Source organism: Xanthomonas euroxanthea (assembly GCF_900476395.1).
Lineage (GTDB): Bacteria > Pseudomonadota > Gammaproteobacteria > Xanthomonadales > Xanthomonadaceae > Xanthomonas > Xanthomonas euroxanthea.
Window position 1 is genome coordinate 121,504 of sequence record NZ_UIHB01000005.1, and the last position, 12,288, is coordinate 133,791.

Consider the following 12,288-nt stretch of genomic DNA (forward strand, 5'->3'; position numbering starts at 1 on the left):
CGCGTCCCCATCATTCCCAGCATCTGTCGGCGCGTCCTTTCAGAGTCGCACTGCGCGGGCAATCGCGTGGTGCGATGCGTCCGGCCTCTTTCTCCACCAGTCGCTTGCCGCCATCGCTGCCGCGCTCCAGCTCGAACGCATCGTAGAGACGCCCGGTGGCGGTGCGCGACTCGTAACGCAAGGTGTGGGTGTCGATGCGAAGCACCTGGTAGAGCTGGGTGTCCTCGCCGACCGGACGCATGGTCTTGCGCGCCATGTCCGAGAGCCGGTACTGCTTGGGCCCGGCCACCGAGACCACGAACACCGGCGTGGCCTGCCCTGCCGTATCGCCGCGCCTGCCGTAGGTGTGGTCGTGGCCCTGCAGCACCAGATCGACCTTGTGGCGGCGGATCACCGGCAGCACCTGCTCGACCAGTTTCTCGTTCTGGCGATCGGCGCGCGGGGAAAAGAACGGCTGATGGATCAGCACGATCGACCACGGGTGCGGATTGTCGGCCAGTACCTTGTCCAGCCACTGCGCCTGTGCCGGGCCGGTGCCCAGATCCAGAACGGAGGTGCCATCGAGCACGGCGATGCGCACGCCCTGATAGTCGAACCAGTAGCTGGTGCGTGCGGTGGCCGACGGCCCGTTACGCGGCAACGCGAAGGTCACCGGCCAATGCGTGCCAAGCGTGCGCGTGGCCTGTGGGGTGTCCTCGCCCTCTTCGTGATACTCGTGATTGCCCGGCGCCGGCGCCACCGCGGTGCCTTCCAGCAGCCAGCGCCCGGCGTCGAACCACTCGGCCCATTCGTTGTCGTCCTGGCCGTCCTTGCCGCTGACCAGATCGCCGGCGAACAGGGCCAGCCGCGCATCCGGTGCCGAGCGCCAGGCCTGGCGGATCACCCGCGAGACCAGGCTGAGGTTCTTGTTCTGGGTGTCGCCGAAATACAGCAGCGTCAGCGGCGTATCCGCGGTGGCGGCTGTGCGGAAATGATTCCACGCCCCCCAGGTGTGGTTGCCCTGCACGCGGTAGGCATACAGCGTGTCCGGCGTCAGCCCGTCGATATCGGCGCGGTGGTGATGCGAGCTGCCGTTTTCGCTGGTCAGCGTGGTGGTGCTGGCGCGGATGCGGCGCGGCGTGCCCACATCGGGCGAGTCGCCGGCAACCACCAGTTCCAGCCACGGCTGGTCGACGCTGGTATCGGTACGCCAAGCCACCGCGAAACCGGTCGCCGCCGCCTGCGCGGGCGTGGCGACGATGCGGTCCGGAAAGCCATCGGCAACATAGTGGGTGGAGCCGGCCGGCACCTGGGTGTTGGGTTCGGCCGCGCGCTCGGCGGCGAACGATTGCGTGCCCGTCATCGCCACCAGCAACAGCGCGCAAGACAGCACCGCACGTGCGGCGATCATGGCGCGCATTCTTTCAAACGCAGCGTGCGCGCGATATCGCGCCAGTCGAAGGCCGCCACCGCCTGGTCGTCGTGCAAGGCATAGAACACCCCGCCCGGAAAGCGCGCATCGCCGCGTTGATCCAGCCACACGCCGTCGGTGTTGGCGGTCACCCGGCCGGCGAAGGCACCGACATGCGCCAGGCTCTGGCGGTCGAACACCTGGAACACGCTGCGGTCCTTGAACTGATCGGTGGCGATCCAGTAACCGCTGCCGTCCTTGCATGCAAACAGCGTCATGCCTTCGGCCTGCGCCTTGAACAGGCCGCTGCCGACATTGCGCCCGCGATAGCGCCCGTCCATCCCGTATTCGCGCAACTGCGTGCCCACGGCGACATCCTCTTCGGCAATCATCAGGCGCGCATGCGCTTCATCGCCGAACACCGACTCGGCGATCCGTATCGCGCCCGCCTCGGTGGTATCGCCGAAGCTCTGGGTCAGGCGCGCTTGCCAGCCCTGCCCCGCGTCGTCCACCTGATAGCGACGGAAACGCTGACCGAGTTCGGCCAGCGGCGGTGGCTCATCCTTGTTGGCCGGCGACATGTAGTTGTCGCTGACCACCACCTCGTAGCCGCCGTCGTGCTTGCGCACCCACAGGCCATAGGGCTCGCGCAATTCGTCCTGGCCGAAGCTGGTCAGCGGCTTGAAATCCGGCAGCGAAAATACCTGCACGCGGCGGTTGTCGCGCTCGACCACGAACACCAGATCGTCGACCACCGAAATCCCGTTCGGGCGATCCAGCTTGCCCAGGGCCTTGCCCTTGCCGCCGACCACGCGCAGGCGCTTGCCGCTATCGCCATCGAACACCACCAGCGCATGCGTGGCCTTGGCGGTGGCGATCAACCAGCGACTGCCATCGGGCGCACTCCAGCTGGCCGGCGAATCCAGGTTGTCGGCCGGCGTCAGCGCGGTGATGAAGGCTTCCGGCACCACTTCGTGCTCCACCTTGGCCTCGCTGAGCAAGGGGTCCTTCAACAGCGCCTCGTCGGCTTCGCGGTCGGCCGGTGCGCTGGCGCAGGCGGTCAGCGCCAGCGCGGTGGCGAGCAGTGTGGTGTGGAGTACCGTGGTGTGGAGCCGCGTGCGCGTTGCGATCACAGTGCCACCTTCAGGCCGAGCGCATAGGTGCGGCCGTATTCTTCGTTCTGCAGCGTGCGCGAGGGCACGCCCTGGTACAGCTCCAGCGGTTCGTCCAGCAGGTTCTGCGCCTCCAGATACAGGCTGACGTGGCTGTTGAATTGGTAGTTCATGCTGAAATCCAGCTGGGTGTGCGGGGCGACGTAGATATCGTACGCGCGGCTTTGGCCGATGGTGTCCAGGTACTCGCTGCGATACACCGCCGCAACGCGCGCACTGAAACCGTATTTTTCATACCCCAGATGCCCGCTGTAGATGCGCTTGGACGAGCGCGGCAAGGTGAAGTCGTCGCCGGCGCGATCGCTCAGGCCGGGATTGAAATCGCTGTCCAGCACGGTGGCGCTGGCGCCGACCAGCAGGCCATTCCAGCCCTCGGGCAGGAAGTCCAGCGCCTGCTGCCAATTGAATTCGGCGCCGCGCACCTTTGCGGTGTCGCCGTTGATCGAGCGCGTCACCTGCAGGTTGGGGAACTCGGCATCGTTGGTGCTGATGGTCTGCACGATGTAGTCGTCGATCGACTTGTTGAACACGCCCAGCGAGACCAGGCCGGTGCTGCCGATGTATTTTTCGAACGACAGATCCAGGTTCTTTGAGCGATACGGATTGAGATCGGGATTGCCCAGGCTCACCTCTTCGTCGCCGCGATTGATGCTCACGCGCGGGGAGACATCGCCGAACGCAGGCCGCGACAAGGTCTTGTTGGCCGCGAACCGCAGCACCCAGTCGTTGCCGGTGTCGTAACGCAGATGCAGGCCCGGCAGCACATTGGTGTAGCTGCTGGAGGCTTCGCGCGGCGTCACCGTGGCGGTGCGGCCGTTCTCGGCCACGTCGACCTGGTTGCCGGTGGCGTCGAACTGGGTGTTCTCCACCCGCACGCCGGCGATCATGCGAAGCGCACCGATGTCCCAGGTGCCCATCGCATAGGTGGCGAACACATCTTCGGTGGCCCTGTAGTCGTCCTGCAGCGAGACCTGCAGGTTGCTGCCCACATCCTGCGGACGTGCGCTGTACAGAGTGCCGGAGGTGTTCCAGTAACGGCGCATGCCGTCCGAGCCGATGCTTTCGCCCAGCGTGCCGCCGCGGTGTTCCGGTGCGGCGGTGGTCCAGTCGCTCAGATCGATTGCCGGGCCACGACGCAGCTCGTTTTCGTCCACGTTGACATCGCGCTCGCGCCAGCGGCCGAGCACGCCCATCTTCAGGCTGGAATGCTCGCCATCGAAGCGCACGTTGACCTGCGCGCTGCGCTCGCTGTCGTCCACCCGCTTGGGCGCCAGCACGAAGCGGTCGAACACGAAATCGTCGTTGCGCTGCCAGCCATTGTCGGAGAACCCCAGGCGCGGAATGCCGCTGTTCTGATCGACCGTGGCCGACAGATCGTCGCCGGCGTAGTTGAAGCGCGCTTCCATCTCATCGTTCACGCGCTCGGTGGTCTTGGTGTAGCCCAGCTTGTAATCCACCGTGGCCGCGCTCAGACGGTTTTCACCACCCACGCTCAAGGCCATGGTGTCTTCCTTCTTGGTGCGGTAGCGCACGCGCTTGGAAATGGAATCGGCCGGCAGGTCGGCCACGGCATAGGTGCCATCGCCATTGGCGCTGACCTGCCCATCGGCCAGGCCGAAGATGGTGCGCTGGCGCGTTTCGGCATCGTCGAAGCGGCTGTAGAGCGTACGCAGGTAATAGCGGTTGTCGGCGTCCGGGCGCCAGTCCAGGTTGAGGTTGGCGCCCATGCGGGTACGCTCGATGAAGTACTTGCGGCGCTGCACTTCACCGGCGAACAGATCGTCGGCCGCACCGCCGTCGAAGCTGTCGTAGGCCACTTCGGTGTTGTCCGATTCGAATTCGCGGTCCTGGTAGTTCACGCCGACCGCCACACCGAAGGTGCCGTCGAAGATGTCGCTGTAGTTGAACGCGCCCTTGGGGCTGGTCTTGCCCGACAACGACTGGTGGCTGCCTTCGATCGAGCCGCGCAGCGTGCGGCCATCGCGATCGAAGGCAGAGGTGGACTCGACCTGGATCGCACCGCCGATGGAATCGCCCGGCATGTCCGGGGTCGGCGACTTGACCACTTTCAGGCGCTCGGTGGAGTCGGACGGAATCACGTCCAGCGGCGCCGAGCGCGTGCCGTCTTCCGGCGTACCCATGGTCATGCCGTCGATGGTGACGCTGTTGAGCGCCGAATCCAGGCCGCGGATGACCACGAAGCGCCCTTCGCCCTGGTCGCGGGTGACGCTGACGCCGGGCAGGCGCTGCAAGGATTCTGCAACATTCTTGTCGGGATACCGGCCCAGCGCATCGGAGGCGACCGCATCCTGGATCGCATCGGAACCCCGCTTGAGATCGACCGCGCGCACCTGCGATTCAACCTGCGGGCGCACTTCCAGCCGCTCCAGGTCGATGGCTGCCGCACCGGAGGCGCCGGTTGCCGCTGCTGCACCCTCGGCCGCCTGCGCAAGCGGGCTCCACGTGGCTGCCGCCAACGTCAGCGTGATCGCCAGGCACAGCGGAGTCTTGTTCAACACGGGTGCTTCCCCAATCGGTTAAGAATGGGTGGGCACACTATGTCTACGACGTTTCACTGACATGACATCTGCAAGCACGATCACGCCCAATGTGTGGCGACGCTGCCGCTGGCTGCGGCACACTGTGGGTCTCTCCCGCCTGTCGCTGCCCATGAAAATCGTCGAAGTCCGTCACCCCCTCGTCCAGCACAAGATCGGCCTGCTGCGCGATGCTGCCTTGAGCACCAAGGGCTTCCGCGAACTGGTCACCGAGCTGGGCACGCTGCTGGCCTACGAGGCCACCGCCAATCTGGACACCGAGTCGCACGTGCAGCCCGGCTGGGCCGGCCCGGTGACCGTGCAGCGGATTGCCGGCGCGAAAATCACCCTGGTACCGATCCTGCGTGCAGGTCTGGGCATGCTGCCCGGCGTGCTGGCGCTGATCCCGGCCGCGCGCGTGAGCGTGGTCGGCCTGCAACGCGACGAAGAAACCCTGCAGCCGGTGCCCTACTTCGAACGCCTCACCGGCCGCCTGGAAGAACGCGACGCGCTGATCCTAGACCCGATGCTGGCCACCGGCGGCACGCTGATCGCCACCATCGACATGCTCAAGCGCGCCGGCGCGCGGCGGATCAAGGGCATCTTTTTAGTGGCCGCACCGGAAGGCTTGAAAGCCTTGGAAGCCGTGCATCCGGATGTGGAGGTCTACACCGCCGCGATCGACGACCACCTCAACGACAAGGGCTACATCCTGCCCGGCCTGGGCGATGCCGGCGACCGGATCTTCGGCACGCGGGTGGAGTGAGTGTCTGAAGCGACCAAATCAAAAGCTGATGCGCGCTGGACGATTGCCGATCACGCTGGAGCAGCGCTGGTGAGGTAATCGGCGGATTGAAGCCCCTCTCCCCACGGGAGAAGGGTTGGGGTGAGGGTACGGTGTGTCGGTGTTGCTGCCGCTGCCGCACCCTCATCCGGCGCTGCGCGCCACCTTCTCCCGATGGGAGAAGGGAAAATCGCGCTGCCGCCTGGAGCCCGCCGCCTCAGCGCGTGGACGCTTCGATCGCCGCGCTCACATACACAAGCGGCGCGTTCCAGTTGATTGCCACCTCGTTGCTGGCATAACTGCAGGTGTCGTCCAGGTACGACAGCGCCGGCAGCCTGGAGGGATAGGCCACCTTGCAGTCCTTGGCGTCCTGCTGGCCCGGTTGCGGGCCGCCAGCCAGCCAGCCCGGCACCGGCGCGTCGATGCCGTCGGCTTCGGAAGGGCGATGGTGGATATGCAGCGGGCTGCGCAGCCCGACCCCGGTGACGAACGACAGCCCCAACGGATTGCGCCCCAGGATGTAATCCAGCTGCGACTGCGCGGCGTCCAGATACGGCCGCTGCCGGGTCAGCCGATAGCCCTGCATCAACATCATCGCGCGGTTGAGCACGACTGCATTACTGCCCCACACAAAATCGGTGTCGGTCATCGCCAGACGCCAGGGCGAGGCCTGCCACTGTTCGGCAAGCCGCTGTGCCAGACCGGTGATCTCATGCGCGATACGAGCGCGATCTGCATGCGCGGTGAGCCGGTCGCGATGTTCGGCCAGCGACATCCAGGCCAGGCCGCCGACGTTGCTCCAGCCCGGCACGCTGGCCGGCACGTTGCGCGCCATCATTGCGTCGTAGAAGCCGTCCTCGCGCGTGCTCACATACAGCTCGGCCGCGGCCCAGGCGAATTCGTCGTCCACCTGCGCGTCGTCGTAGCCGCCGGTGCGCACATCGTCGGGCTGGCGGTAGATCACATCCGGATGCTGCTGCGCCCACGCCCAGGCACGGCGCGCGGCCTTCAACATGCGTGCCGACGCGCCCGGATACTGCGCGTCGAACGGCGCGTAGACGCGGCTGGCGGCAGCCATCACCGCGGCAAAATCCAGCGTGGCGGCAGTGGCCTTCATCACCACGTAGCGTTGCTGCCTGGCCTGGTCCGGCATCACCAGCCCATCGAACTGCTTGTCGGTGAGCTTGTGGTACACGCCGCCATCGGCCGGGTCCTGCATGGCCAGCATCCATTCCAGGTTCCACCAGGTCTCCTGCAGGATGCCGGGCACGCCGGGGGCGTCGTCGGGGATGGTCAGCGGCTGCGCCTTGAACAGCGCCGGATACTGCTCGTAGGCGGCCAGCAAGGTGTAGGTGCTGATGCCGGAATTGACGATGTACTTGTTGTAGTCGCCGGCGTCGTACCAACCCTTGGGCGCACGGATCACGCTGTCGGCCGGGCGCGTGGCAGACGCAGCAGAAGGATGGATGCGCACATCGGTGTCCGGATGCCCGGCCGCACGTGCATAGCGCCCGGCGAATTGCGCCGGCAGCGCGGTGCTGGCGCGATTGAAGTAGAACGCCTTGAGCGAGGCATCCACGACGGGCTGGTAGGCACCGGCCGCAATCGGGAATGGATCCGACGCCGGCAAACCGGCGATCTTCACCCGATACGTCCCTGGGGCGCGCAGCGCGGAAAAGTCGGCCACGCGTGCCTGTTGCCCCGCTGGTGCCCAGGTGGCCGCCGGCGACAAGCGGCCCTCCAGCACGCGGCGGCCGTTGGCATCCTCGACCGTGAAGCGGTCTGTCGCAGCCGCAGCTGGCGGCGGCAAGCCGACCACCGCCAGCTTGGCCGAGCCCGGCAGATAACCGAGTTGATTGACGTGGATCGCGGCGCCGGCAGCGGCCGTGCTGCCGGGAGCGCCGGTCGTATCGGCCGCGCAGGCGGCGATGGGCGATGCGATCACCATGGCGGTGAGCAGGGTCTGCAAAATGGTCATGCCGCGATGGTCGCCAAATCGATGCACAGCGACAAGTCCAATCCCGACATAGGACACAGCACCAAACCGTATTGCTGCAGGCAGCCAGTGACCTTCCGGCCCCCACTCAGGCCGGTGCAGGCGTGCTGCACATAGTTGCCGAGACAGGGACACGGTTCGCCGCGCCGCGTGTTCGGCGCCTGTGCCGCCTGCGCCGAACCGACAGGCCAGGCCCGCGCCTCAGTACAAGCCGGCTCTCATCGTTGGCCGTGTAATGCCTGCCCCGCCCACGGAGCAGGCCGTGGTACTCACCGTGCAGGTGTCGCCAGCTGGACCTGCGCCTTGCCCACCGGGTTGCGCGGGTCGCTACCGCCGGTGAGCACATTGCTGCGCTTGTCCCACTCCACCGTCTGCAGGTTGCCCCAGACGTGGCTGGAACCGCGGCCGCCCTCGGCGGTGTCGCCGGGCAGCTTGAGCGCATGCCCCATCGCCTGCAGCGCCTTGGCGGTCTGTGGCGAGAACGCGTTGCTCTCGGCCTCGATCACGTCCGGCAGCCACTGGTGGTGATAGCGCGGCAAGGCACTGACCTGCTGTGCGTCCAGGCCGGCGTCGTAGCCCAGGATGCCGAGCAGCACCATGGTGATGATGCGGCTGCCGCCCGGGGTGCCGATCACCGCGACCTTGTCGGCCGATTCCATGAAGGTCGGCGTCATCGAGCTGAGCATGCGCTTGCCCGGCTTGGGGGCGTTGGCCGCGTAGCCCATCACGCCAAAGGCATTGGGCGTGCCCGGCTTGAGCGCGAAGTCGTCCATCTCGTCGTTGAGCAGCACGCCGGTGCCCTTGGGGATCAGCCCCGAGCCGTACAGCAGGTTGACGGTCTGGGTGGCGCCGACGCGGTTGCCTTCGCCATCGATGATGGAAAAGTGCGTGGTCTCGTCGTCTTCCAGCGGGGTCGGATTGCCCGACAGCAGGTCGCTGGGGGTGGCCTTGTCCGGGTTGATCGTGGCGCGCAGGCCTTGCGCGTAATCCTTGCTGGTCAGCACGCGCTGCGGCACCGCCACAAAGTCCGGGTCGCCGAGGAAGAAGGTGCGGTCGCGGTAGGCGCGGCGCATCGCTTCCACCACCAGATGGGTGCGGTGCGCATCGTCGAGCGTGTCCAGCTCCCAGCCTTCCAGAATCTGCAGCATGGCGGCGAGTGCGATACCGCCGGAAGACGGCGGCGGCGCGGTGGTGATCTTCCAGCCGCGGTAATCGAACTGGATCGGCGTGCGCTGCTTGACCCGGTACCCGGCCAGCTCGGCGGCCTTCCACTGCCCGCCGGCCTGCTTGACGCCGGCCAGCAGCTTGCTGGCGGTTTCGCCCTTGTAGAAGCCGTCAAAGCCCTTGTCGCCGAGCAGCTTCAAGGTGTGCGCCAATTCGGGCTGCTTGAAGATGTCGCCTTCGGCGATGGGCTTGCCGCCGCGCAGATAGACCTCGCGCGTGCCGGGATAACGCTCCATCACCTCGCGCCGCGAGGCATAGCCCTTGGCCATGCGCGCGTACACCGGAAAACCTTCGGTGGCGATGCGGATCGCCGGTGCCAGCGACTGCTTCAACGGCAGCCGGCCGTGCCGGGTGGCCAGCTCCACCAGCGCTGCAGGCAGCCCGGGAATGCCGGCCGACCAGGGGCCGTTGACCGAGCGGTCGCGGTCCAGCGCGCCCTGCTTGTCGAGAAACTGGGCCTCGCTGGCCGACTCGGGCGCGGTCTCGCGAGCATCCAGCATCACGTCCTTGCCGGTCTTGGCATCGTGCAACAGGAAGAAGCCGCCGCCGCCCAGGCCCGAGCTGATCGGCTCGACCACCGCCAGGGTGGACGACACCGCGATCGCCGCATCGAACGCATTGCCGCCTTCGCGCAGGATCTGCAGGCCGGCGTCGGTGGCCAGTGCGTGCCCGCTGGCGATCGCCGCACCGGGCGGATGCCCCGCCACCGGCGAGGACGCGGCCGCCGCTGGCCTGGCACCATCGGCCGACCAGGCCGGCGGTGCCAGTACGAAGGCCAGCAGCAACAGGCCGCGCGAAGGAAAACGTCGGGAAAAGATGCTCACGGGGCGGGAGGCTCCTGTTCGTACAGTTCGGGGTGATCGCGCTGCAGCTGCATGAGCTTGGCGAGCAATTGATCGTGGGTTTCCGGGATGTCCGGATCCGGGTCGATGCATTCGACCGGGCACACCACCACGCATTGCGCCTCGTCGAAATGGCCCACGCACTCAGTGCAACGTGCCGGGTCGATCACGTAGATGGTTTCGCCCATCGAGATGGCCTGGTTCGGGCACGCCGGCTCGCAGACATCGCAGTTGACGCAGAGCTCGTTGATCTTCAGCGACATGGCGGCACCACCATGCGATGCGACGCGGCCCGATGCAACGCCAGGCGCTGGAACGCAACGTGCTGCCGGACGCCAACGCGCCCGGCCCGGGGCCAGGCATGGACACCGCCACGCACGCGGTCGGCAACCGGTCCGAGCGGACCGGCCCCAATGGGGTGCGGAATCAGCGGCATGCCGCGATTGCGCACGGCGGCCGGACGCGCCCTCCCGCGCATCCGGCCCGGTACGGCATTACTTGGCTTCAACGAAGGTGTATTCCACGCCCTTGGGCTGGACGATGGCCTGCACGCGGGCATTCTCGGCGGCATCGCCGATGAACAGCACGCGCACGCCCTTCATCGAATCCGGTTGCACGTCCTTGAACGCGGCGTCGATCAGGTCGGCCATCTTGGTCGAAGCCGACGAACCGAAGGCCAGCATGTTGCCCGGCTGCACGCCACGCGCCAGTGCGGTCTTGACGCTTTCCAGCTGACGCTCGTAGCTGCCGGCGAATTCAGCATCGGACTCCGGCGGCAAGTAGTACAGGAACGGGCTGTTGGTGGTGGTGCCCAGGTTCTGGCCGACCACTTCCTGCAGGTACTTCTTCCAGCCGGCGTTGTCGTCCTTGGCCGGCGCCTTCAGCGGCGCGGGAGCCGCGGCGGCGGTCGGTGCCGGCTCTTCCTTCTTGCAGGCGGTGACAGCCAGAGCGGCGATCGAAGCGAGCGCCAGCGCGCGCATGGTGTGTTTCATGAAACTCCTCCCTTTGAAAAGCATGTGGTGATGTGACTGCTAGAGAATCAGGCCTGCGCGCGGGCTTGCCGCACCTGCCGCAGGGCTTCGACGACCGAAGCTGGAACGAAACCGGACACGTCCCCGCCCAGCCGCGCGATTTCGCGCACCAGCGAGGACGAGATGAAGCTGTACTGCTCGGCCGGGGTGAGGAACAGCGTTTCCACCTCCGGGATCAGATGGCGGTTCATGCTGGCCATCTGGAATTCGTATTCGAAGTCGGACACTGCGCGCAGGCCGCGCAGCAGCACGCCGGCACCCATGTCGCGTACGAAGTGGGCCAGCAGCGTGTCGAAGCCGCGCACTTCCACGTTGGCATGCGCGGCCAGTGCTTCCTGGGCCAGCTCCACACGACGTTCCAGCGGCAGGGCCGGGCCCTTGGAGAGGCTGTAGGCCACGCCGACCACCACGCGCTCGAACAACGGCGCGGCGCGGTTCACCAGATCGATATGCCCGTTGGTGATCGGGTCGAAGGTACCGGGATAGACGGCGGTGCGGCTATTGGCCACGCTCATACGGAAACTACCGGGGTCGGATCGCCGTTCAGTGTAGCAGCGGCCCGGCGGTACAGCGCATAGCGCACCTGCTGGGTGGCGCCTTCGCGGTGCAGGTGCCAGCCGGCCGGCACCTGCGGCGGCAGCTCGGCCGGGGCTTCCAGATACAGCCAGGCATCGGCGCTCAGGTGCGCGGGCAGGCGTTCCAGCACGCTGGGCCATAGGCCGGCGGCAAACGGCGGATCGACGAACACGATGCTGGCCTGCGCCACCGGCGCGCGCTCCAGCCAGCGCAATGCGTCTTCCTGCAGCACCTGCACCTGGTCGGCCGCGTCCAGCCGGGTCACGTGCTGGCGCAAGCGCTGCGCCAGGCCGGGGTCGCGCTCGACCAGCGTCGCATGCGCCGCACCCCGCGACACCGCTTCCAGGCCCAGCGCGCCCGAGCCGGCGAACAGGTCCAGCACGCGCGCGCCGGGCAGGCGCGGCATCAGCCAGTTGAACACCGTCTCGCGGACGCGGTCGCTGCTCGGGCGCAGGCCGGGCAGGTCCGGCACCGACAATTTGGTGTTGCGCCAGCGCCCACCGACGATGCGCACCTGCCCTTCCGCGCCGCGTGGCGCCGGCCGTGCGGGGCGGCTCATCGCCACGCGCCGGGGGCGGGCGAACGGAGGCGGGACAGCGGCGGCACGGATGGCGACATGGCTCAGGGCAGGACGGTTGGCCGGCCATGATACCGCCGCGATTGCCGCAACCGCCCTCCCCCGACCGGCATCGACGCAGGCGATCTGGCGCACGCTCGCCTTGAAAAATCCCCACAC

The 12,288-nt window shown here is 67.2% G+C and carries 10 protein-coding genes; 1 reads left to right on the top strand and 9 read right to left on the bottom strand.

Going from position 1 to position 12,288, the window contains the following annotated elements; genetic code table 11:
* Positions 1-10: 10 nt before the first annotated feature.
* Genes CPBF1521_RS14665 through CPBF1521_RS14675 form a run of 3 tightly spaced genes read right to left on the bottom strand, consistent with a single transcriptional unit; the run spans position 11 to position 5,081 of the window.
* Positions 11-1,390, bottom strand: coding sequence for a purple acid phosphatase family protein (locus CPBF1521_RS14665; protein WP_115677723.1), 1,380 nt, complete (start codon positions 1,388-1,390; stop codon positions 11-13).
* The gene (locus CPBF1521_RS14670) at positions 1,387-2,523 is read right to left on the bottom strand and encodes a phytase (protein WP_115677461.1); all 1,137 of its coding nucleotides are present in this window, start codon (positions 2,521-2,523) and stop codon (positions 1,387-1,389) included. Before CPBF1521_RS14670 ends, CPBF1521_RS14665 begins: the two co-directional genes overlap by 4 nt.
* Positions 2,520-5,081, bottom strand: coding sequence for a TonB-dependent receptor (locus CPBF1521_RS14675; RefSeq protein ID WP_181901245.1), 2,562 nt, complete (start codon positions 5,079-5,081; stop codon positions 2,520-2,522). Before CPBF1521_RS14675 ends, CPBF1521_RS14670 begins: the two co-directional genes overlap by 4 nt.
* A gap of 151 nt (positions 5,082-5,232) precedes the next feature.
* On the opposite strand from CPBF1521_RS14675, the gene upp reads away from it, so the two are divergent.
* Positions 5,233-5,865, top strand: coding sequence for a uracil phosphoribosyltransferase (gene upp / locus CPBF1521_RS14680; protein WP_024940024.1), 633 nt, complete (start codon positions 5,233-5,235; stop codon positions 5,863-5,865).
* A 235-nt stretch (positions 5,866-6,100) separates the two neighbouring features.
* Here upp and CPBF1521_RS14685 read toward each other — a convergent pair whose 3' ends face one another.
* The 6 genes from CPBF1521_RS14685 to rsmD form a co-directional block, all read right to left on the bottom strand.
* Positions 6,101-7,861: a glycoside hydrolase family 9 protein gene (locus CPBF1521_RS14685; protein ID WP_115677462.1), complete on the bottom strand. Its 1,761-nt coding sequence runs from the start codon at positions 7,859-7,861 to the stop codon at positions 6,101-6,103.
* 287 nt (positions 7,862-8,148) lie between these two features.
* Positions 8,149-9,927: a gamma-glutamyltransferase gene (gene ggt / locus CPBF1521_RS14690; protein WP_115677463.1), complete on the bottom strand. Its 1,779-nt coding sequence runs from the start codon at positions 9,925-9,927 to the stop codon at positions 8,149-8,151.
* Positions 9,924-10,208, bottom strand: coding sequence for a YfhL family 4Fe-4S dicluster ferredoxin (locus CPBF1521_RS14695; protein WP_029220241.1), 285 nt, complete (start codon positions 10,206-10,208; stop codon positions 9,924-9,926). The genes ggt and CPBF1521_RS14695 overlap by 4 nt, the downstream gene beginning before the upstream one ends.
* Before the next feature lie 231 nt (positions 10,209-10,439).
* Complete coding sequence (locus tag CPBF1521_RS14705) at positions 10,440-10,937, bottom strand: hypothetical protein (RefSeq protein WP_181116010.1); 498 nt, start codon at positions 10,935-10,937, stop codon at positions 10,440-10,442.
* Between the two features lie 47 nt (positions 10,938-10,984).
* Positions 10,985-11,491, bottom strand: a complete 507-nt coding sequence (gene coaD, locus CPBF1521_RS14710) for a pantetheine-phosphate adenylyltransferase (RefSeq protein ID WP_115677465.1) — start codon at positions 11,489-11,491, stop codon at positions 10,985-10,987.
* Positions 11,488-12,177, bottom strand: coding sequence for a 16S rRNA (guanine(966)-N(2))-methyltransferase RsmD (rsmD, locus tag CPBF1521_RS14715; RefSeq protein WP_181901271.1), 690 nt, complete (start codon positions 12,175-12,177; stop codon positions 11,488-11,490). Before rsmD ends, coaD begins: the two co-directional genes overlap by 4 nt.
* Positions 12,178-12,288: the final 111 nt, after the last annotated feature.

Bases quoted from the DNA above. Each gene is read 5' to 3' on its own strand.
- coaD (WP_115677465.1), bottom strand. From the start codon at position 11,491: ATGAGCGTGGCCAATAGCCGCACCGCCGTCTATCCCGGTACCTTCGAC.
- upp (WP_024940024.1), top strand. From the start codon at position 5,233: ATGAAAATCGTCGAAGTCCGTCACCCCCTCGTCCAGCACAAGATCGGC.
- CPBF1521_RS14685 (WP_115677462.1), bottom strand. From the start codon at position 7,861: ATGACCATTTTGCAGACCCTGCTCACCGCCATGGTGATCGCATCGCCC.
- CPBF1521_RS14695 (WP_029220241.1), bottom strand. From the start codon at position 10,208: ATGTCGCTGAAGATCAACGAGCTCTGCGTCAACTGCGATGTCTGCGAG.
- CPBF1521_RS14705 (WP_181116010.1), bottom strand. From the start codon at position 10,937: ATGAAACACACCATGCGCGCGCTGGCGCTCGCTTCGATCGCCGCTCTG.
- CPBF1521_RS14665 (WP_115677723.1), bottom strand. From the start codon at position 1,390: ATGATCGCCGCACGTGCGGTGCTGTCTTGCGCGCTGTTGCTGGTGGCG.